At 44.9% G+C, this 21,558-nt stretch carries 17 protein-coding genes; all 17 read right to left on the bottom strand.

The features are described from left to right. Positions 1-16: 16 nt before the first annotated feature. Positions 17-625, bottom strand: a complete 609-nt coding sequence (locus tag PGQ38_RS09185; protein WP_270431452.1) for an HNH endonuclease — start codon at positions 623-625, stop codon at positions 17-19. A gap of 123 nt (positions 626-748) precedes the next feature. After that, on the bottom strand, positions 749-2,080 hold the full coding sequence (locus PGQ38_RS09190; protein WP_195699032.1) for an AAA family ATPase: 1,332 nt from the start codon (positions 2,078-2,080) through the stop codon (positions 749-751). 51 nt (positions 2,081-2,131) lie between these two features. Then, positions 2,132-4,534 carry a leucine--tRNA ligase gene (leuS, locus tag PGQ38_RS09195; RefSeq protein WP_118578356.1) on the bottom strand — a complete coding sequence of 801 codons (2,403 nt, stop codon included), beginning with the start codon at positions 4,532-4,534 and terminating at the stop codon, positions 2,132-2,134. Between the two features lie 166 nt (positions 4,535-4,700). Continuing rightward, the gene (locus PGQ38_RS09200) at positions 4,701-5,885 is read right to left on the bottom strand and encodes a S41 family peptidase (RefSeq protein WP_270431455.1); all 1,185 of its coding nucleotides are present in this window, start codon (positions 5,883-5,885) and stop codon (positions 4,701-4,703) included. Between the two features lie 222 nt (positions 5,886-6,107). After that, a complete protein-coding gene (ftsX, locus tag PGQ38_RS09205; RefSeq protein WP_148463242.1) occupies positions 6,108-7,016 on the bottom strand; it encodes a permease-like cell division protein FtsX in 909 nt (302 codons plus the stop codon). Then, positions 7,006-7,689, bottom strand: a complete 684-nt coding sequence (ftsE, locus tag PGQ38_RS09210; RefSeq protein WP_118578359.1) for a cell division ATP-binding protein FtsE — start codon at positions 7,687-7,689, stop codon at positions 7,006-7,008. The genes ftsX and ftsE overlap by 11 nt, the downstream gene beginning before the upstream one ends. A gap of 446 nt (positions 7,690-8,135) precedes the next feature. Beyond that, positions 8,136-9,224, bottom strand: coding sequence for a PucR family transcriptional regulator (locus PGQ38_RS09215; RefSeq protein ID WP_118578361.1), 1,089 nt, complete (start codon positions 9,222-9,224; stop codon positions 8,136-8,138). Between the two features lie 397 nt (positions 9,225-9,621). Beyond that, positions 9,622-10,491 carry a YitT family protein gene (locus PGQ38_RS09220; RefSeq protein WP_118578378.1) on the bottom strand — a complete coding sequence of 290 codons (870 nt, stop codon included), beginning with the start codon at positions 10,489-10,491 and terminating at the stop codon, positions 9,622-9,624. A 25-nt stretch (positions 10,492-10,516) separates the two neighbouring features. After that, a complete protein-coding gene (locus tag PGQ38_RS09225; RefSeq protein ID WP_270431464.1) occupies positions 10,517-12,364 on the bottom strand; it encodes a vWA domain-containing protein in 1,848 nt (615 codons plus the stop codon). Further along, positions 12,348-13,268 carry an AAA family ATPase gene (locus PGQ38_RS09230; protein ID WP_270431457.1) on the bottom strand — a complete coding sequence of 307 codons (921 nt, stop codon included), beginning with the start codon at positions 13,266-13,268 and terminating at the stop codon, positions 12,348-12,350. The genes PGQ38_RS09225 and PGQ38_RS09230 overlap by 17 nt, the downstream gene beginning before the upstream one ends. 68 nt (positions 13,269-13,336) lie before the next feature. Further along, entirely contained in the window at positions 13,337-15,451 is a 2,115-nt protein-coding gene (locus PGQ38_RS09235) for a glutamine synthetase III family protein (protein WP_270431459.1), read from the bottom strand. A gap of 199 nt (positions 15,452-15,650) precedes the next feature. Beyond that, positions 15,651-16,550, bottom strand: a complete 900-nt coding sequence (locus tag PGQ38_RS09240; RefSeq protein ID WP_464147928.1) for a diacylglycerol/lipid kinase family protein — start codon at positions 16,548-16,550, stop codon at positions 15,651-15,653. Positions 16,551-16,750: 200 nt separating this feature from the next. Beyond that, complete coding sequence (gene trpA / locus PGQ38_RS09245; protein ID WP_118578364.1) at positions 16,751-17,530, bottom strand: tryptophan synthase subunit alpha; 780 nt, start codon at positions 17,528-17,530, stop codon at positions 16,751-16,753. Next, positions 17,523-18,707 (bottom strand): tryptophan synthase subunit beta, encoded by a 1,185-nt coding sequence (gene trpB / locus PGQ38_RS09250; RefSeq protein ID WP_270431461.1) that lies wholly within the window; start codon positions 18,705-18,707, stop codon positions 17,523-17,525. Before trpB ends, trpA begins: the two co-directional genes overlap by 8 nt. A gap of 54 nt (positions 18,708-18,761) precedes the next feature. Further along, on the bottom strand, positions 18,762-19,412 hold the full coding sequence (locus PGQ38_RS09255; RefSeq protein WP_173718792.1) for a phosphoribosylanthranilate isomerase: 651 nt from the start codon (positions 19,410-19,412) through the stop codon (positions 18,762-18,764). A 112-nt stretch (positions 19,413-19,524) separates the two neighbouring features. Continuing rightward, a complete protein-coding gene (trpC, locus tag PGQ38_RS09260; RefSeq protein ID WP_195699035.1) occupies positions 19,525-20,322 on the bottom strand; it encodes an indole-3-glycerol phosphate synthase TrpC in 798 nt (265 codons plus the stop codon). A gap of 142 nt (positions 20,323-20,464) precedes the next feature. Next, on the bottom strand, positions 20,465-21,478 hold the full coding sequence (gene trpD / locus PGQ38_RS09265; RefSeq protein WP_118578368.1) for an anthranilate phosphoribosyltransferase: 1,014 nt from the start codon (positions 21,476-21,478) through the stop codon (positions 20,465-20,467). Between the last annotated feature and the right edge of the window lie 80 nt (positions 21,479-21,558).

Raw genomic sequence — 21,558 nt, forward strand, 5'->3', positions numbered from 1 at the left:
ATGTACCATTGTGCAACTAAACTAACTTCAATGCAATTTCTTTTATTTTCGCTTCGATATTCTTCATATTATCTGACCACTGATTTTCTTTTATAAAATAGTCTTTTATTTGAAGATAACTTCTGTCATTCAAAAGATTCGTCGCCTTAACCGCAGCATATGACTTATCAAATAAACAATTCTCCATTATCTTTTGCAAACGGTTTCTATATTTGTTCTTGTATCCTTCTTCTTTTAAATCCTCTTCTATTTCTTCCAAATGCACTTTCAATGCTTCCCACTCAGTCATCCTTGGAACCATTACTCGTTCTATATCGTTAAGCCCTATTACCTCTATTGTATTTTTGCCAATGCCTTGTGTATCGATTCCTTTTAATCTATAACGATTTACACTTGTCACCCCTAAATATTCTTTTGGTTCGTCTACACATGGATTTACAATTCTTTCTTCACGCTTATTTTTCTTTCTATTACATCTCAAACAAGCAGGAAAAAGATTCTCCCATTCTACAACTTCATCTGGATTCTCCGATTTCGGAAGAAAATGGTCTATTGTAACATCTTTAGATTCTATTCCTAATTTACATTCACAATAGGAACATTTTCCATGACTCATCTCTAGCATAGCCTTTTTCAAAGGCTCCTTTATTTTAGATGAATTCCATACATCCCTATCTTTATCTTCAGCATATATTTTTTTAATTCTTCACAGACATCATTCTTAAGCTCTTCTGGTTTTTCACCTCTACTAAGCTTTATCATATGCTTCAATCATCTCCATATCCAATTCTAAAACTTTACTTTCATTGCTATCTGGTTTTACCATTTCCTTCAATTTTTTATAAAATGCTTTTGCATCATCATAATTTTCGTGGTCCATTGCCAATGAAAATTTTTCCAAATAATCATTAAAAATAGCTGTTTTAGGCTCTACTCCCATTTTATATTCCTGAATAGCTTCTATACTCCATCCCTTATAATTTCCTTTTTCTTCTGCAAATGTCATTGTTTTTATATCAAAAACTTCTGCTGCATCTAATGACTGGATTATAAATGGCGAATGTGTTGAAATAATAAACTGGCAATTTGGAAATGTTCTTTTCAAATCGGCTACTATTTCTTTTTGCCATTTCGGATGTAAATGTAAATCTAGCTCGTCAATTAAAATCACAGCTTCTTCTTCCAAAGGGTTTAAAGAATTCGGATTTGCAATAGATAATCTTTTTGCGATATCCGCAATAACAGATAATACAGCTTTATATCCGCCACTTAATTGATCAATTTGTAAATCTATTCCCTCTGCGTTCGTCATTACCATTCTTGATGGTGCTAGTTCAATTCGCAGATTAGAATACCCTTTTATCATCCGTTCTAATGCTGTTCGGACACAATTAAGTTTCGGATTTTTGTAATTTGAACTTTCACGCAATCCTCGAAGTTCAATGTCCTCTTCTGTCTTAAACCAGTCATAAAAGTCTCTAAAATAATTCACATTGTCAAAACAATTTCTTAATGCATCTATTACATTAAAATTTTTAATATGACCGCGCTGTGGTACTTCTCTTATAATTCTATCAGTTCCATAATAAAGCACCAGAGGTAATGCTTTCGTTTCAACACACTGTGCATATTTTATCTTTAATTCCTTAAGGTCTTTAACATTTTCCAGCTTTTTTTCGCTGATGTTTTCAAATGGTTTCTGCGATGAAAATCTACGCTTATTAGTCCAGATATACCGTTCGTTATCCAGGCTTATTCCTAATGTAACCCCTGTACTATTTGCTCCGTTTCTAATATCGTTATTCGTTAAATCACATTTTTTCATTGCCTCTGCATTGATCGATCTTAATACAGGTACAAATGCCTTAGTAATGCTCTCCAATATAGTAGTCTTTCCGCTCCCATTGTCTCCGATTAAAGCAACAAAGTTTTTATTTTCGAATATAATATCTTGCTTTTGAATATTTCTAAAATTCGTCAATTCCAGGAAATCAATTTTCATTGCATCACCTTCTCTATATAATATAAATTGATTATATCTTACAAACTCCTTCTCCGCAAGGTTTACTATAGGTTTCAAAAAAACTCCCCACCGATCATTCAGTGGGGAGTTTCTCAATTCCAGTAATCTTTATTTCGCAACAAAGTTTACAATCTTATTCGGTACATAAATCTCTTTCACAAGAGTCTTTCCTTCCAGGAAGGAAGCCACTCTCTCATCCTTCTTAGCCAGCTCAAGAGCTTCCTCTTTCGCACAGCCGTTAGGGATTACGATGGTTCCGCGAACCTTACCGTTGACCTGAACACCGATTTCTATGGAGTCCTCTACAGTCTTACTCTCTTCATATTCCGGCCACTGGGAAAGGGAAAGTAAGCCTTCTCCGCCGATGGTCTCCCAGATTTCCTCGCAAAGATGAGGTGCAAACGGGCAAAGGAGCTTGATGAAGATTACAAGGTCATCCTTGCTGATCTTACCAACAGCATAAATCTCGTTGATGAGAGTCATCAGGCAGGCAATTGCAGTGTTAAACTTCATAGCCTCAATATCGGAGGATACCTTCTTGATTGCCTTATGGATCTTAACCTCCATATCCTTGGCTGCCGGCTCCTCTGTCATGATATCGGTCAGTCCTGCAACTCTCTCAAGGAAACGTTTGCAGCCTCTTACGGAGCTGTCGTTCCAAGGAGCAGCTGCGCCGTAGTCACCCATGAAGAGAACGTAGGTACGAAGTGCATCTGCACCATACTCATTTACAATATCAAGCGGATCAACAACGTTGCCCTTGGATTTACTCATCTTGTCGCCGTCTGAGCCAAGGATCATACCCTGTGCAGAACGTTTCGCATATGGCTCCGGAGTATTGACAATTCCCATGTCATACAGGAAATGATGCCAGAATCTGGAGTAGATCATATGTCTGGTTACATGCTCCATACCGCCGTTGTACCAGTCAACCGGCATCCAGTATTCCATCTTCTTGCGGTCTGCAAGAGCTTCTGTATTGTGTGGATCCACATAACGAAGGAAATACCAGGAAGATCCAGCCCACTGTGGCATGGTATCCGTCTCTCTCTTGGCATCGCCGCCGCATTTCGGGCATTTGCAGTTTACGAAAGAATCGATCTTTGCAAGTGGGGACTGTCCGTCCTCACCAGGCTGGAAGTCTTTGATCTTCGGCAGACGAAGCGGAAGCTCCTCATATGGAACTGCTACATCACCACATTTCGGACAATGAACGATCGGGATTGGCTCGCCCCAGTATCTCTGACGGTTAAATGCCCAGTCTTTCATCTTATACTGAACGCCAGCTTTACCAATGCCCTTCTTCTCAAGCTCTTCCAGCATGCGCTTGATGGAATCCTTCTTATTTGTATAGCCATTCAGGAAATCGGAGTTGATCATCTCACCGTCACCTGTGTAGGCTTCTTTCTCAATGTCGCCGCCCTTGATAACCTGGATAATGTCAATACCAAATTTCTTGGCGAAATCATAGTCTCTCTGGTCATGTGCCGGTACCGCCATGATCGCGCCGGTACCATATCCCATCATTACATAGTCTGCAATGTAGATCGGGATCTTCTTGCCATTTACAGGATTTACGCCCTCAAGTCCCTGGATGCATACACCTGTTTTCTCTTTTACAAGCTGGGTTCTCTCGAACTCAGTCTTCTTCGCACACTCTTCACGGTAAGCCTTGATCGCATCCATGTTGGTAATGCGGTCAGCATATTTGTCGATCAGCGGATGCTCCGGTGCGATAACCATGAAGGTTACACCAAACAGGGTATCTGGTCTGGTGGTGTAAATCTGCAGTGTCTCATCAATTCCATCAACTGCAAAGTTTACGAAAGCACCTGTGGATTTACCGATCCAGTTTACCTGCTGCTGCTTGATGTTCGCCGGATAGTCCACATCCTCCAGTCCCTCAAGAAGCTTGTCTGCATACTGGGTGATTCTTAAATACCAGACATCCTTGGACTTCTGGATAACGTCGCTGTGGCAGATATCGCATTTGCCGCCCTGACTGTCCTCATTGGAAAGAACAACCTTACAGGATGGGCAATAGTTAACTAATGTCTTATCACGGAAAACAAGTCCGTTCTCAAACATCTTTAGGAAAATCCACTGGGTCCATTTATAGAAATCTTCCTGTGTGGTATCGATCACACGGCTCCAGTCAAAGGAGAATCCAACACTCTTCAGCTGATTAGTGAATTTCGCAATGTTCTGGTCTGTGATCTCACGAGGATGTGTATTCGTCTTAATCGCATAATTCTCAGTAGGAAGTCCAAATGCATCGAATCCGATTGGGAACAGTACATTGTATCCCTGCATTCTTCTCTTTCTGGAAAGTACCTCGATACTGGAATATGCCTTAATATGTCCAACATGCATTCCCGCACCACTTGGGTATGGGAACTCTACAAGGCCGTAGAATTTCGGTTTATCACTTCCGTCAACAGCTTTAAATGCCTGCTGCTCTTCCCACTTTTTCTGCCATTTCGGCTCGATTTTCTTAAAATTGTGTTTCATTGATGGTTCCTCCACATTTATTGTGCCTGTCATAACTGTTCAATGCATTCACAGCTATTGCCTGTCAACAAAATAACTGTCGGCTGATTTGCCTGTTTATCGCGCAGATCAGGCGCGTTATTTTGCAAAAATCCTTTTACCATTCTAATCCAACATAGTGGTTTTGTCAACGAGAAACCGCCTCTATTGCGGCCTGAAGCTGATTATCCTCGTCATGGGTATAATCCGTCCGATTCAAAAGACTGGCATCCAGTTTCACCTCCACATCCGGTGTGATTCCAACCTTGTGGATATCATTGCCCTTGGGGGTAAAATATTTCGCCGTAGTCAGCTTCACCGCACTTCCATCAGAGAGCTGGCGGATGCTCTGAACGATTCCCTTTCCATAAGTGGTGGTTCCCACAATCGTTCCAATCTCATAATCCTTCACTGCCCCGGCGAAAATCTCCGATGCACTGGCGCTGTTCTCATTTACAAGCACTGCTAGCGGAATGTCGATCGGGGTGTCGCCGTCACACTTCATCTCCTGTTTTTCCCCATATTTGTCCTCTGTATACACGATCAGTCCTTCGGGCAAAATCTGGCGCAGCACATCGCACACAGAAGAAAGCACCCCACCTGGATTGTCACGAAGATCCACGATCAGCTTCTCCATGCCTTTTTCCTGAAGATCTTTGTACGCATCCTCAAACTGCTGGGGTGTCACCATGGTAAACTCTGTAATTCGCAAATATCCTATAGAATCCTCCAGCATTTCATAAGAAACAGTGGGCAGTTCCACATCGCTCAAAGTCACTGTAATTTCTTCCGGTTCATCTGCCTCCTGGTGATAGACGGTCAGGATAGAAGTACAGTTCTCATTTTCCCGGATCATCTTTGAGACCTCAGCTGGCGTCATTTCCGTTACATCCGTTCCGTTCACAGCCGTGATCACATCATTCGCCTTCAGTCCGGCCTCATCCGCCGGACTGCCCTCATAACAGTCCACTACCAGAATTCCGCCCTCTGTATTCTGGGTAATGCTCACGCCGATTCCAGAGTAAGAGCCCTCCGTATCTCTCATCTCCTCCTCGTATTCTTCCTCCGTATAATATCTGGAATACGGATCCCCCAGCCCATACAGAAGCCCGGTATAAATCCCCTCTTTCAGCGAATCCTCATCCACATCTTCCAGATAATTCTGATCTATAATATCTTCCAGATACTTAATCTTCTGGGTAACCGCCACATCCGACAGTACATTACTTCCCGCACGCCCCGCTTTCTGAAGACCCACATATCCCCCGCCCAGCACCAGGGATGCGCAAAGCACACCAGTTACAGCCCCCTTCATAAATTGTTTATCTGCCATATATTATCACTCCTCACCATACAAGTTTCATCCAGTTGCCAGCTAGCTCACCGGAGCGTTGCACCGACTTGCGTGGAATATCATTTGCCCCAATGCGTCCGCCTTGAAACACCTTACTTGTTTTTATACAAAAGGACTGCCAGATCTCTCCAGCAGCCCCCATATCCTCATCTCATATTCTGGCGGAATGCGAACAACCGCCCTTATTGTAAAACAGAACTCTCACACCTTCAAGTGTTTTCTTGTAGTAATAAAGCTTCCCACAAGACCAATTCCAATTCCCAGAGCCAGCGCCACCGGAACCAGTGTCTGGTAGATCTGTCCAACCGGAATGAAATCTACAACACCCAGAAGTACGCTGAACTTGGTATATACATAGGTTACCACATTATTGTAACAGAAATACAAAATGATCAGTGGAATTCCCGCACCGATCAGTCCCAGGATCATACCCTCCAGAAGGAACGGCGCACGTACAAAACTATCGGTAGCACCAATATATTTCATAATTCCGATTTCGTCCTTACGAACTGTAATACCAACGGAAATGGTATTGCTAATCAAGAAAATAGCGATCAGCAGCAGGATCACGATCACAGCCACAGATACATAGGAAACAATACGGTTAATGGAACCAAGAGTCTTGGCAGCCTGTTCAGACTGATTGACCTCTCGTACATTATCCAGTGTCTTGATGTAGGCAACCAGCTCAGACTGTTTCTCAATGTTGTTCATGTACACACGGTAGTTGGATGAGTTTGCCAGCGGGTTATCATCCTTGAAACCGTCTGCTGCCTCAGAGTCATCACCGAAATATTCCTGCTTCATCTTCTCCCAGGCTTCATCACCGGACTCAAATTCAATCTTGGAAACCTCCGGGCGCTGCCTGATCAGTTCTCCAACTGCATCCATCTGCTCCTGCGTGGTTCCTTCATTAAAAAGCACTGTGATCGGCACATCTTCCTCAACCTTATGCGCCAGCGTATTCACATTATTTACAATGGAAAAGAAAATTCCGAAAAGAAAAATACATGCTGCCATCGTAATAATAGAAGCAATGGAAAACATGAAATTTCTCTTGATGTTCTTGATACCCTGCTTCAGAGTATACCAGATGGTACTAGGCCTCATAATATTCTCCCTCTTTCTCGTCGCTGATGATCACTCCATTATGCATGGTCAGTACACGCTTCTTCATGGAATTGACAATCTCTTTATTGTGGGTTACTACCAGAACGGTGGTTCCACGCTGATTGATCTCCTCAAGGAGCTTCATGATCTCCTCGGATGTCTTCGGATCAAGATTACCAGTGGGCTCGTCTGCAAGAAGGATGTCCGGACGGTTTACAATCGCCCTGGCAAGGGCAACTCTCTGCTGCTCTCCACCTGACAGCTCGTCCGGGTATGCCTTGTATTTCCCTGCAAGTCCAACCTCCTGAAGTACCTCCGGAACTCTCTTGCGGATAACTCTGGTAGGACGGTTCACAACACGCTGGGCAAAAGCTACATTCTCATACACATCCCTGTCCTTCAGAAGACGGAAGTCCTGGAATACAACACCAAGCTTACGGCGGTACTTGGCCACACGACGGTGCTTCATTCCCTCAAGCTTCTCTCCGCTTACGATAATCGTACCGGATGTGGAATCCAGTTCCTTCAAAAGCAGCTTGATCAGCGTGGATTTACCAGAACCGCTGTTTCCTACTATAAATACGAATTCACCTTTATCTACATGGAGATTGGCGTGATTCACTGCCGGCAGTCCCGGTCCATAGGACTTGCTTACATCTATCAGATCAATCATGATATCCTCCTACATTTTTCATATAAAAATTCAATTCAGCAGTTTGCTTAATTTTTATGTAACATTATTGTAATATATGTCTGATGAAAATGCAACCTTATTTTTCCCGAAAGCATAAGCATTACCGGTTACTGGTTACTGTGAACTTCGTTCACAAAAAACGCCTCGCGGAATGTTACCAGTGAACAGTAACCATTACCGTTCTATCGTTATCATATCTTCTTCCATACACAGTAACATGCCATCTTTCCAGCTTCATTTTCAGGCAGTACTTTATTATAACAGAGAAAACTAAGAACGCAATAGATTTCACAAAGGAAACACAAAGCAGATCCAGAAATATTTCCAAATACCACGTTCAGAGTTCTCATACTGATAAATCACAAGAGATAAAATATGCCTGCCACAAACAAATGCAGCAGGCACAGAAATTACAGATATGAAAATTAATACTCCAGAGTCTCCATATACTTCATGTATCTTACAACCATCAGCGCAATCTTGAATGTGATCGCATCCTCGAATACACGAAGGTCAAGACCGGTGCTCTTCTGAAGCTTGTCCAGACGATAAACCAGAGTATTACGGTGAATGTAAAGCTGTCTGGAGGTCTCGGATACATTCAGGCTGTTCTCGAAAAACTTGTCGATGGTGACCAGAGTCTCCTCGTCGAAATCATCCGGGGACTTGCCGCCAAAGATCTCCTTAATAAACATCTTGCACAGCGGGATCGGAAGCTGATAGATCAGACGACCAATTCCAAGAGAGCTGTAAGCAATAACATCCTTCTCAGGTGAGAAAATCTTGCCTACATCAAGAGCCATTCTGGCTTCCTTGTAGGAACGGGAAACTTCCTTCAGCTCGCTTACGATAGTTCCATATGCAATATGTGTATTATTCTCTTTCTCAAGGCCTAAGGTATCAAGGATGGTCTGGGCAAGCTTGTCCATCTCCTCGTATCCTTCATTCTCCTCAAGCTCCTTGACAATGATAATACTCTTCTCATCAACAGCTGTGATAAAGTCCTTGCTCTTGCCGCCGAACAGACTCTTCACGCTCTCCATGGAGCTGTGCTCTCTCTCCTGCTCAAGCTCCAGGATCATAACCACCCGTCGAACATCCGCATCAATATGAAGCTTCTTCGCACGATTATAAATATCTACCAGAAGCAGGTTATCAAGAAGCAGGTTCTTAATGAAGCTGTCCTTGTCAAAACGCTCCTTATATGCAACGATCAGGCTCTGGATCTGGAAAGCGGCAAGCTTTCCTACCATATAAGTGTCTTCATCTTCTCCGTGGGCGACCAGAATGTATTCCAGCTGGTAATCATCACAGACCTTGAAATACTGATAACCTTTCACAAGCTGGCTGGCAGCCTGGGATTCCACAAATGCCTGAATATCCTGTGGCTGAATCTCAAATTCACTGTAGGTGGACGCCAGTGTCTTGCCATCTGTGTCAATAATGCAAAACTCCGTCCTGGATATCTCCCTGAGCCCCTCAAGTGTATTCTGCAGTACCTGATTTGATATCATTACCCTTCCGTCCCTTCTTGTAAATTATAGGGCTACTGGTCTCACAGCTGTCAATGTATTCCAGGATAGTGAAAAGATAGTGAAAACATTGTCAAAGAGAGCAGTAACATTATATGTTCGCCGGTATGACCGGCATGAATCGCTGTCCATTAGTGCCAAAATTCGCGGTCTCAAATCTGTAATATTGCACAAAACCCCAGACAGTCTTAGGAAAATCTACTGATTCAAAAAATCCATGAACCTATTTTAATACAAAATCACCAAAAAAGGAAGAGGAAAGTAGAAAAAATTTACAAATTTCCAGCAAATTTTTTTAACTTTTTCTATAGCACTCCAATTTCAAGCCCTATTTTCCTTTTTTTGCGGTGCGCAAAAGGCTTTGGTAAAGTTTTTCTTTTTACTTACGTTCAATAAATCCCTCACCATGGACTTCACGCACGTCAGACACGATCACAAAAGCATCCGGGTCAATATGGTCTACCAGCTCTTTCAATGCCACGATCTCCTTGCGTCCCACAACGCAGTAAAGAAGCAGCTTGTCCTGGCCGGAGTACATTCCCTTTCCGTGGATTCCGGTCACGCCACGATCCAGTTTGTCCATGATTTCTTTGGAAATCTCGTCAGGCTTGCTGGTAATGATATACGCCTGTTTTGAAAATTTCAGACCTTCGATCAAGCTGTCAGATACCTTTGTTACAAGATAAACGGCGATGATGGCATAAAGTGCTTTCTGCACACCGAACACATACATACCTACAAGTACGATGGCTCCGTCAATAAACTGCATAATCTGGGCAATGGAGTAATGGCGGAGCTTCCGCTGCAGCAGTGCCGCCATCATGTCTGTGCCCCCGGTAGTTCCTCTTCCAAGAAACACAAGTCCGATTCCAATCCCCTGGATTACACCACCATAAACGGCTGCCAGCAAAAGATCATTTCCTGCAATATCAAATGCCGGAAGAACCGCCAGCCAGAATGACAGGCAGATTTCTCCCACCAGTGCCCTTTTCACAAACTGGAATCCACTGAGCTTCATTCCGATCAGAAACAGCGGGATATTCAGACTTAAGTTTGTGATCCACAGCGGGATGCCTCCCGGCACGACTCCCTCCGTCCACTCTTTTACCAGGATCGCAATACCGGAAAAGCCTCCGGTTACCATACCGGACATATCGAAAACACTGTTTATGGCAGTTGCCATAAGGGCTGTACCCACAATGATCATCAGGTAGTCCAGGAAGGCAGCTTTTTTGTTATTTTGGAACATGGCGTTACCTCCGTATTCTGCTTTCTTATTCATCATCCTCCAATTGCTTTGTAAGATATCTTCCAACGATTTTGGAAAATCCGGTAATATTCCGGATATATGCAAAATCCTTTCCAAAAATCTTCTTCTCCGTCGCCAGATCTTTCTCTTCCCCGGCGAAAACACCCAGCACGCTCACTCCCTGGCTGCGCAGCTTACGGATCTGGGCTGCAGTGTCAGTAATTGCGTACTTCCCATGATACGGTGCCGGATTCTTCGCATTGGGACGATTGACAATAACATCGTAAGGACGTCCATCACTGAGAATGATCAGAATCTTTTTCTCTTCCTCCCGGTTCAGCAGGCCGTATCCTGCTGCCCGGATGGCAAGTCCGTCACGGTTGTTGGATGATGTTACATAGTTAAATATATTTTCGTTTGCACTTCTTGGGTCGTCATATTCTCTGAAGCGATGGAGAATGGTATAGTCCCAGAAAGTGCAGTAGCTCATCACTCTGTGGGGCAGCTCTGCATTGCTAAGTGCCTCGCTGATAATGTAGGCCTGCAGCGCTACCTCGCCCTGGCGGCTCATCTGGGAACCACTGGCATCGATCAGCACATCTACCACAAAATCAGAAGAATCTCCCTTCAATTCCCGCTTAAAAACCTGTGCATCACTGCTTCTTCCAAGCCTCCACAGCCTTGATGGAACAATCATTCCTCTGTCTGAAAGAATCTCCTGATTTTCACTTTTGATGACCAGGGACTTCTTCAGCATTTCTGTGAGAAGGGAGATATTCCGCTTCACAATGCGGTGTTTGTCATGATAAAGCCAGATATTCTTATTTTTCAACCTTTTTGCATATTCATACTGGTAATTTCGTTTTACCGGACTTTTCAGAATTCCCTCAGTAAAATACAGGCTGCAGTCGCTGTGGATGTCACGGCACATCAGCTGGTTTATCCGCTTCTCTTCCAGCTCGCTCAGATAAGTTTTTCCAAAATTCAGTTCCACATAGGTGTGGGCTTTTTCCAAAGCCTCCGGAGGCAAAACTGTAATTTTCTGTTTCGACTGCCTTTCCTCTTCCATCTCCCGGGTGACATCCACATTCTCCATACCCGCCACATTGGAGGTAAGCTGCTCCATATAGCTTTCCAGTGCGTCCTCATACATTTCTTCGGAAAGATAGTCGTGCCAGTCGAACTCCGTCAGATCCTCCATAGTGACAGCAAGCACCTGCTCAAGGGTTGCCTTTTTGGAAAAATCGGGGTCAGCGACTTCATTGTATACAGTATCTATGATGCGGATTAAAGACATTGTATCCGTAGTCTCTGCTGCGCTGGAGATTAAATCAATATAGTGATAGATTCCTTTGTATTTTCTATCTTTTTGTTCTTTTTCCGTTATATTTGTTATAGTTTTGTTTGATGCATCCGCATTTTCCCCTCTGTCAATCCGCCTTCTCAGCAGATTCACTCTCAGATAGCCCAGCTTATCTGCTGCCGACGGCATAGTCTCATATTCCTGATCCAGTATGTCCTCGCAGGCTTTCCTCTGCATCTCCCAGATCCCAGGGCGCTGTTCACAGATCCGTTCTCCGATGGCTTCTTCAATACAGAGCTGCGAAACAAAGGTAAGCGCAGCTTCATCCGCGCCCATGAAGATTTTTTTCACCAGATACATTCCCAGAAAATCTTTATCGAAGAATTTCGCCAATGCGCCCTGCTTAATTCCATCATACAATGCAATATCCTTTGACCTGAGGAACAGGGAAACATCCGGCTTCATCTGCTGGGTGTAGTCCCCGCTGATAGTCCAGAGCAGATTTCGGATACGGTTTTCCAGCTCTAATTGATAATCCTGGATATTCAGTTCCTTAGTCTCCATAAACATCTTCCCGTGTCCAGCTCTGTGGAATTCTGGTTCGCACCACATCCTCCACGATTTCCTTCTCAAACACATCAAATGTTTTATTCACAATGCCCATGCGTACCGCCTGCCATGGGGAAAGCCCGGTACGCACGATCTTCATGGCAGCAAGCAGGCCGCGAAGATCCAGCGGCTTTGTGGAAATCTCACTGTTCATGGATTTCTGCTGCAGATCCAGAAATACTCCTATAAACTGCTCCACAGCCTCTTTCTTTGCATCCGGGAACATCCTGTTGAAAATAAATCCAAGCGTTTCCTCATTCTGTGCGGGCATGTCGATTACCAGAAAACGGGAAACCAGAGCCTCATTCAGCTCCTTGGTTCCGGCATACCCGTAATTCATGGTTCCAATAAATCTTGCCGCCGGGTGAAGGTCTATTTTGTCATATCCTGGCACATCAATAGACCGGCGGTAATCCAATGTGGCGTGAAGTACAGAAACCGCATCATTCTTCGCCATATTGATCTCATCCAGAATACCGAATCCGCCTTCCTCAGCACACTGGTAAATGCTTCCCTTACGCAGCTTCACCTGATTATCCACGAAAGTATCTGTTCCAATCAGGTCACCGCTGTTTGTATTCACATGAAAGGACACGTTATACACCGGTCTCCCGAAAATATATGCCAGATTTTCTGCCAGCACATTCTTTCCCGTAGCCTTCGGTCCTGCCAGAAGCAGATTCTCCTGCTCCAGCACCGCTGCCATGGCCATCTCCAATGTTTCCTTCCCATAAAATGGCAGCGCCGGCTTTATCCGTCTGTGCTTCGCTTCCTCTGAAACACCATATTCCTGTCGAAACTCTTCCGCCGCCTTAATAAGCGCCGCACTGACGCCTTGTTCCTCTAAAAAATCAAATTCACTCATCTTTTTCCTGCTTTCACTTTACCTCTTTAATAGAAAAGAGGACTGCGGCTGCAGTCCTCCTGATCACTTTACGGCTCAAACACCAGATCTCCATAAGATGGCATCGGCCACATATCTTTATCCACTAACATTTCCAGTTCGTCAACCGGCTCTCTTAATTTCTCCATTGCCGGAACCAGTTTCTCTCTGCAGAACACAGCCCTGTCACGTCCTTCCGGATGCGTCTCGATCTGATCTACCAGCTTGCTCAGCTTATTCATGGTACTGTTCACTTCTTTCAGAAGCTTGCTTGCTTTCTTCAGAAGATCCATCTGAACGCTCACGTCAATTGGTCCAACTGCCTTCACCTGATTGATGGACTCTGCCAGTACAGTTGTATACTTGATAACTGCCGGAATGATCTGCTTGGTTGCCATGTCCACCATGGTTTTCGCTTCGATGTTAATTGCTTTCGCATAAATCTCATACTGGATCTCCGCTCTGGACTCCAGCTCAGTCTTTGTAAATACTCCAAATTCTCCGAACAGTTCTACAGCCTTATCTGTAGTAAGTGCCGGAATGGCATCTACCATAGATGGCAGAACAGGAAGTCCGCGGCGGCGTGCCTCTTTTTCCCATTCAGGAGCATAGCCATTGCCGTTAAATACGATTCTCTGATGCTGGGTAGCATATTCCTTGATCAGATCATGGACTGCCAGATCAAAGTCTTCTGCGCTCTCCAGAACATCGCAGGCTTCCTTAAACGCCTCAGCAGTAATGGTATTCAGCACCACATTGCATGCGGAAATGGAATCCTTGGAACCAACCATACGAAACTCGAATTTATTGCCGGTAAAAGCAAAGGGTGAAGTACGGTTACGGTCTGTAGCATCCTTCATGAAATCCGGAAGCGTCTTAACGCCTGTATCCATTTTCTCCCCTGTCTTACTTCTTGTAGCAGTACCAGTGCTGATCAGCTGCTCCAGCACATCCTCAAGCTGCTCTCCAAGGAAAACCGAAATAACAGCTGGCGGAGCCTCATGACCGCCAAGGCGCTGGTCATTTCCAACATCTGCTGCGGACTCACGAAGAAGATCTGCATGCTTGTCAACGGCTTTCAGGATACAGGTCAGAACCAGAAGGAACTGAATGTTCTCATGTGGTGTCTTCCCCGGCTCCAGAAGATTAATTCCGTCATCAGTAGTCAGGGACCAGTTATTGTGCTTACCAGAACCATTCAATCCTGCAAAAGGTTTCTCGTGAAGCAGACAGCGCATGCCATGACGGCTTGCCACCTTTTTCAGGATACGCATCATGATCTGGTTGTGATCTGCTGCAATATTAACAGGTGCATAGATCGGCGCAAGCTCATGCTGTGCCGGTGCAACCTCATTGTGCTGGGTCTTGGCTGTAACTCCCAGCTTCCAGCACTCTTCATTTACTTCTTTCATATATGCGGAAACTCTCTGACGGATGGTTCCGAAATAATGGTCATCCATCTCCTGTCCTTTCGGAGGCATGGCTCCGAAAAGAGTGCGTCCGGTGTAAACCAGATCCTTTCTCTGCATATATTTCTCTTTATCAACAAGGAAATACTCCTGCTCTGCACCAACAGATGGTGTCACTCTCCTGGAGGTCGTATTTCCGAAAAGTCTGAGAAGTCTTAACGCCTGTGTATTGATGGCTTCCATAGAACGAAGAAGCGGTGTCTTCTGATCCAGCGCTTCTCCTGTATAGGAACAGAAAGCGGTAGGAATGCATAAGGTTCCACCTGCTGCATCATGTCTTACAAAAGCCGGTGAGGTACAATCCCATGTTGTATAGCCTCTTGCCTCAAAGGTGGCACGAAGTCCGCCAGATGGAAAAGAAGATGCATCCGGCTCTCCCTTGATCAGCTCTTTACCAGAAAAGCTCTGAAGGACTTTTCCATTCTCCATAGGTGCGGTGATAAATGCATCGTGCTTCTCTGCAGTTACGCCTGTAAGGGGCTGAAACCAGTGACTGTAATGAGTGGCCCCCTTCTCGATGGCCCATTCCTTCATCTCGTGGGCAACCACATCTGCAACCTCCATGGAAAGCTCCTTGCCCTCTTCAATGGTTTTCTTCAGCTCTTTGTAAACCTTCTTCGGCAGACGGTCCTGCATGACGGAATCATTGAATACATCACATCCGAATAATTCCTTCACATTAACATAATCTCCCATTGTTCCTCTCCTCTCGTTCATCTCGCTGCTTATTTCCCCAGGCTTCCATTTATCTGCGGTACCTTCTCTCCATAAACAACGATTCATCACACATTACTGGTTCTTATTTTTTCACATGTAAGCACTTAATGCTTTCACAGGTGCAAGGCAAAAAACGCGCAAAAATTCTCTCTGGTGATACCAGCCGGTCTCACCCTGTTTACTTGTCGCTCTTCAGGCAAAGATTCAGTGCCTGCTGCAGATTCTCAATCTCTACCAGCCTTGGGCTTCCGCCGTACTCACCATCCAGTGTCCATGCTACTTCTTCCTCTGCTTCAACTGTAAGCTTCCGGGCCTTGAAAGAATAGATCAGGTCAGAATTATCCTCCATGTTGAGAAGATTCCGGATAATCTCCTGCATTTCCAGCGGGTTCTTAGGCTGTACGATCAAAGTGACCTCAAAAAGGCCGTCGTTCATATCCACATCCTTGGTCAGGTTCTTAAATCCGCCCACAGACCTGGAATTGGTGACCATGCCGTAGATAAAATTATCTTCTATCACACCATTCTCTGTTGTCACTTTCATATGGTAAGCCTTGATATCCAGAAGTCTCTTGGCACCTTCCAGGACATAAGCAAGATGGCCCAGAATGTTCTTCAGATCCTGACTTGTCTCATACGACACATCTGTAAAAAGACCAAAAGCAGCTACATAGGCAAAAGTCTGGCTGTTAAATCTGCCTACGTCGCATCTGTAAATCTCTTCCTTCATGATCATAGATGCCGCATCCAGCATATTTTTCGGCATAAAAAGGCTGTTGGCAAAGTCATTGGTGCTTCCTGCCGGTATGTATCCGACCGGAACCTTGCTTCCCACCTCGGTAATTCCTGTAACCACTTCATCCAGCGTGCCGTCACCGCCGCTGCAGACGATCAGATCCACCTTGTCCGCATATTTCTTCACCTGTTCATAGGCATCCTTCGGGGCCTGAGTTGCGCGGATGATCACCTCATAACCGCCTTTATTAAAGATATCTACTATATCCATCAGAGATGTCTTGATCTTGCCCTTCCCTGCTTTGGGATTAAAAATAAATACCAGTTTTTTCTCCAACTTCATTCCTCTTTTTCATTACCATTTATTTTACACATAAAATCAATTCACATATGATACTATAAAAAAAAGAGGGCAAAATGTCAACGCTTTTGCCCTCTTTTATAGTCTTTTTAGAATTAAAACAAGCTAAATTTTTTTGGTCTGTTCTGCTTATTTTTGGAAAAACTGAAGCATTTCTTTTCCATTTTTTATATTCTTCCTGCTTAAGCCTCACGCACAGCGTCTTTCATAGACTTTACATAATCCTTTACATATGGGACGCAGTTTTCTCCATGTGCGGCACAAATTTTCACAATGGCGGAGCCTACAATCGCACCGTCGGACTGGGCAGCCATTTTCTTTGCCTGCTCCGGGGTGGAGATGCCGAAGCCTACTGCACAGGGAATGTCCTTTGCAGCTTTTACCAGCTTCACCATCGCTCCGATATCGGTGGTGATCTGGGTTCTGGTTCCGGTTACGCCAAGGGAGGAAACGCAGTATACGAAGCCATTTGCCTCTTTTGCAATCCGGGTGATCCGGTCGTGGGATGTGGGTGCGATCAGGGAAATCAGCTCCAGACCATACTGTTTGCAGACCACATCGAACTCCTCTTTTTCCTCAAAAGGTACATCAGGAAGAATCAGTCCGTCCATTCCAATTTCCGCAGCTTTCCTGATGAAACGCTCTGTTCCATAGGAAAAAACAACGTTTGCGTAGGTCATAAATACCATTGGGATACTGGTTTTTTTACGGATTTTTACCACCATGTCAAAGATCTTGTCTGTGGTTACTCCGCCGCTCAGTGCACGCACATTGGCTTCCTGGATCACAGGACCTTCTGCTGTCGGGTCGGAAAACGGGATTCCAAGCTCGATAAGGTCTGCGCCTGCTTCCTCCATTGCATAGACAAGCTGCTCAGTGATCTCCAGAGATGGATCTCCGCAGGTGATAAATGGGATAAATGCTTTTCCTTTTGCAAATGCTTCTGAAATTCGGTTACTCATGGATATCCTCCCCTCTGTATCTTGCGATTGCTGCACAGTCTTTGTCGCCTCGGCCGGAAATAGTGATGACTACGCACTGATCCTTGCCCATCTGGGGCACGATTTTTTTTGCATAGGCAACAGCGTGGGCACTTTCAATGGCAGGAATGATTCCTTCTGTTTTGGAAAGATATTCAAAGGCTTCTACTGCTTCTTCATCTGTTACAGGTACATACTGGGCGCGGCCAATGTCGTAAAGGTGGGCATGCTCCGGTCCGATTCCCGGATAATCCAGTCCTGCGGAAATAGAGTAAACCGGCGCGATCTGTCCGTACTCGTCCTGGCAGAAATAGGATTTCATTCCATGGAAGATTCCAAGTCTGCCAGTGGCAATGGTGGCTGCGGTCTCTGCAGTATTTACGCCGCGGCCTGCTGCCTCGCAGCCGATCAGCTGTACATCTTTGTCTTCAATAAAGTGGTAAAAGGTTCCGATGGCATTGGAGCCGCCGCCTACACAGGCAAGGACTGCATCTGGAAGCCTGCCTTCTTTTTCCAGCATCTGTTCCTTGATTTCTTTGGAGATAACTGCCTGGAAATCGCGGACAATGGTTGGGAAAGGGTGAGGGCCCATAACGGAGCCCAGTACATAATGGGTATCTGCTATACGGTTGGTCCATTCACGCATGGTCTCGGATACGGCATCTTTCAGGGTGGCAGTTCCGGAGGTTACAGGATGAACTTTTGCTCCAAGGAGACGCATCTTATATACATTTAATGCCTGGCGCTCGGTATCTTCTTTTCCCATGAATACCTCGCATTCCATTCCCATAAGGGCTGCTGCTGTGGCTGTGGCTACACCGTGCTGTCCGGCTCCGGTTTCCGCGATAACACGGGTTTTGCCCATTTTTTTTGCAAGAAGCACCTGACCTAAGACGTTGTTGATCTTGTGGGCGCCGGTGTGGTTTAAGTCTTCTCTTTTTAAATAAACCTTTGCGCCGCCAAGGTCTTCGGTCATGTGAGCTGCGTAGTAGAGGCGGGATGGTCTTCCTGCGTATTCATTTAAAAGTTCTGTAAGCTCCCGGTTGAATTCCGGATCGTCTTTATAGTGGTTGTAGGCTTCTTCCAGTTCGATCACTGCGTTCATCAGGGTTTCGGGGATATACTGGCCGCCGTGGATTCCAAATCTTCCGTTTGACATAGCGTTGTTTCCTTTCGTTTCGCTGTTTTGTATATGAATTACTTTCTTCACTCTTCACTCTAAATCTGCTTCTCGCTCTTTTCTGTATGCTTCCAGTGTATTAATCTGCTTCAGCATACGGGCAATCTGCTGTATTTTCGCCCGGTCTTTTCTTCCATCGGTTTCCAGGCTGCTGCTCAGGTCTACAGCCCATGGGTGTAAGGTTCCGATGGCGCTGCGGAGGTTTTCGGGACCGATTCCTCCGGCAAGGAAGAATGGGCGACGGACTGGGGGAACCAGGGTCCAGTCGAAAGGTTCGCCGGTTCCTCCTGCGCCCTGGTCTAAGAGGATGTAGTCGGCAGGGCTTCGAAGGGCCCGCTGTACATCTTCGGGTGTTTTTATGGAAAAGGCCTTGATGACAGGCTTTCCAGTCATATTCTGGATTTTTTCGATGTAGTCTTCGTCTTCATCCCCGTGAAGCTGGGCTGCCCATAGGGTGCCATCTCTTAATAAGGAAATGGGGAGTTCCGGGGCAGCGTTTACGAATACACCTACGGGAAGGATTTCCTTGTCCAGTCCCTTAACCAGGACTTTGACCTGTTCTGCCGTAAGGCTTCGTCTTCTTCCTGGAACTTCAATTATGAATCCCGCAAAATCCGGTTTTGCTCCATTTACGGCTTCAATATCCTCTTTGCAGGTCAGACCGCAAATTTTTAATTTTGCCATACTGTTTCGTTCCTTTTCTTTAATTTTTTATTTTCCAACTATTTTATCAGCACATTGTACATCTTAGATTGCCAGAGCGTGCATGGAATATCACTTATCACCATGAGTCAGCTCAGACAATCCCTGCATTTAATGCCCCAAGTGCCGCTTTCTTGTCAGGGCTGCGCATTAAGGTCTCCCCGATCAGGACTGCATCTACTTTGTTTTCATATAATATACGGATATCCTCCGCTGTCTTAATACCACTTTCGGAAACAAACACCGTATCAGCAGGTGCCATGTTCCGCAGTCTGATACTGTTTCCCATATCAACGGTAAAATCATGGAGATTCCGGTTGTTCACTCCCACGATTTTTGCTCCAAGATTCAAAGCACGGTCCACTTCCCACTGATCATGAGCTTCTACCAGAGCATCCAGCCCCAGCTCCTGTGCCAGTTCCCCAAAGGCTTTTAACTGGCTGTTATCAAGAATCGCACAAATCAGAAGTACAGCGGAAGCCCCAAATGCTTTTGCCTGGTAGAGCATGTACTCATCTACTGTAAAATCCTTTCGAAGCACCGGAATATTCACTGCCTGGGAAATTTCCTGCAAATACCTGTCTGCGCCCTGGAAATAAAAGGGCTCTGTGAGACAGGAGATTGCAGAAGCACCGGCCTGCTCATATTCCTTTGCAATGTCCAGATAAGGAAAATCTGGTGCGATCAATCCTTTTGAAGGAGATGCTTTTTTTACTTCACAGATGTAAGACATTCCCGGCTTTTTTAATGCCTCCAGAAAAGAGATTTTTTCCTCGGCATGTTTCGCCAGATCGGAATTCTGCTGTGAGATAAGTTCCCTTAATGGGAATTTAAATTTTTCCTCCGCAATACGCTCTTTTGTGCGCGCTGCTATCTCGTTTAAAATACTCATTCTATCTCCTGTAAAACTCTCTGTGATGTCATTCTCTCTTGTCGTCACCTTTATCCAAATGAGTTATATTGTTATTTTTTTTAGTGTTATTTTGTTTTGTGATGTGATTATTGTTATTTTTGTTATTATTTGTGTTTATTTTTCACTCCAGATTACTCTTTTGTATAAATTCTTCCAGTTTCTTCAGGGCAGCCCCGCTGTCGATCAGCTGCTCTGCCATCTTCACACCTGCTTCAATGGAAGCTGCTTTGCCTGCAATATAAAGTGCGGCACCAGCATTCAGGCAAACTGCATGACGTTTCGCACCTGTCTCTTTGCCTTCCAGAATTGCTTTTGTGATTTCGGCGTTCTCCTGCGGGGTTCCTCCCTGAAGCTCCTCTTTTGTGCAGCGCTCATAGTCAAACTGCTCCGGAGTGAGTACATAGGATGTAAATTTGCCATCTTTGATCTCACATACAGAAGTCGGTGCACTCATGGAAATTTCATCCAGACTGTCCTGTCCAAAGACAACCATTCCTCTTGTTACTCCAAGATTTGCCATAACCTGCGCAAGAGGCTCAACAAGGGCTTCATCATAAACACCCATCAGCTCCATATTGGCGCCAGCCGGGTTGCTTAACGGTCCAAGAATATTAAATACAGTACGGATTCCCAGCTCTTTACGGATTGGAGCCACATACTTCATTGCAATGTGATAGTTCTGGGCAAACAGGAAGCAGATTCCGATTTTTTCCAAAAGCTCCTGGCTTTTTTCCGGTGGAATTGTGATCTTAACGCCCAGAGCTTCCAGCACATCTGCGGCTCCTGATTTTGAAGAAGCGGCTCTGTTTCCATGCTTTGCTACCGGTACACCTCCTGCTGCGATCACAAGGGAGGCAGTAGTGGAAATGTTAAAGGAATTGGAGCCGTCTCCACCAGTACCTACGATTTCCAGTACATCCATGTCATGAAGCAGCTTGATGCAGTGTGCTCTCATGCCTGCCGCGGAAGCGGTAATCTCATCAATAGTTTCCCCTTTCAACGCCAGAGCAGTCAGATAGGCTGACATTTGTACCGGAGTAGCTTTTCCGCTCATAATCTCGTCCATTACCTCTTCTGCTTCCAGATAGGTTAAGTTCTGTTTCTTCGATAATTTGATAATACTTTCTCTGATCATTTTTTCTGCTCCTCTCTGATGTTGTCCTTTATAAATTGTCAAATCTGACTTGCGCTTCCAGAGCGTGTTTGAAAAATCAT

It is taken from the genome of Blautia faecis (assembly GCF_027662325.1).
GTDB classification, from domain to species: domain Bacteria; phylum Bacillota; class Clostridia; order Lachnospirales; family Lachnospiraceae; genus Blautia_A; species Blautia_A faecis.

What these genes read in the sequence shown, in the direction of transcription:
- PGQ38_RS09220 (WP_118578378.1), bottom strand. Translation starts at nt 10,491, where the DNA reads ATGTTCCAAAATAACAAAAAAGCTGCCTTCCTGGACTACCTGATGATC.
- trpB (WP_270431461.1), bottom strand. Translation starts at nt 18,707, where the DNA reads ATGTCAAACGGAAGATTTGGAATCCACGGCGGCCAGTATATCCCCGAA.
- PGQ38_RS09185 (WP_270431452.1), bottom strand. Translation starts at nt 625, where the DNA reads ATGCTAGAGATGAGTCATGGAAAATGTTCCTATTGTGAATGTAAATTA.
- ftsE (WP_118578359.1), bottom strand. Translation starts at nt 7,689, where the DNA reads ATGATTGATCTGATAGATGTAAGCAAGTCCTATGGACCGGGACTGCCG.
- PGQ38_RS09230 (WP_270431457.1), bottom strand. Translation starts at nt 13,268, where the DNA reads ATGAGTGAATTTGATTTTTTAGAGGAACAAGGCGTCAGTGCGGCGCTT.
- PGQ38_RS09255 (WP_173718792.1), bottom strand. Translation starts at nt 19,412, where the DNA reads ATGGCAAAATTAAAAATTTGCGGTCTGACCTGCAAAGAGGATATTGAA.
- PGQ38_RS09240 (WP_464147928.1), bottom strand. Translation starts at nt 16,550, where the DNA reads ATGAAGTTGGAGAAAAAACTGGTATTTATTTTTAATCCCAAAGCAGGG.
- trpC (WP_195699035.1), bottom strand. Translation starts at nt 20,322, where the DNA reads ATGAGTATTTTAAACGAGATAGCAGCGCGCACAAAAGAGCGTATTGCG.
- PGQ38_RS09235 (WP_270431459.1), bottom strand. Translation starts at nt 15,451, where the DNA reads ATGGGAGATTATGTTAATGTGAAGGAATTATTCGGATGTGATGTATTC.
- PGQ38_RS09200 (WP_270431455.1), bottom strand. Translation starts at nt 5,885, where the DNA reads ATGGCAGATAAACAATTTATGAAGGGGGCTGTAACTGGTGTGCTTTGC.
- trpA (WP_118578364.1), bottom strand. Translation starts at nt 17,530, where the DNA reads ATGAGTAACCGAATTTCAGAAGCATTTGCAAAAGGAAAAGCATTTATC.
- PGQ38_RS09215 (WP_118578361.1), bottom strand. Translation starts at nt 9,224, where the DNA reads ATGATATCAAATCAGGTACTGCAGAATACACTTGAGGGGCTCAGGGAG.
- trpD (WP_118578368.1), bottom strand. Translation starts at nt 21,478, where the DNA reads ATGATCAGAGAAAGTATTATCAAATTATCGAAGAAACAGAACTTAACC.
- PGQ38_RS09225 (WP_270431464.1), bottom strand. Translation starts at nt 12,364, where the DNA reads ATGTTTATGGAGACTAAGGAACTGAATATCCAGGATTATCAATTAGAG.
- ftsX (WP_148463242.1), bottom strand. Translation starts at nt 7,016, where the DNA reads ATGAGGCCTAGTACCATCTGGTATACTCTGAAGCAGGGTATCAAGAAC.
- leuS (WP_118578356.1), bottom strand. Translation starts at nt 4,534, where the DNA reads ATGAAACACAATTTTAAGAAAATCGAGCCGAAATGGCAGAAAAAGTGG.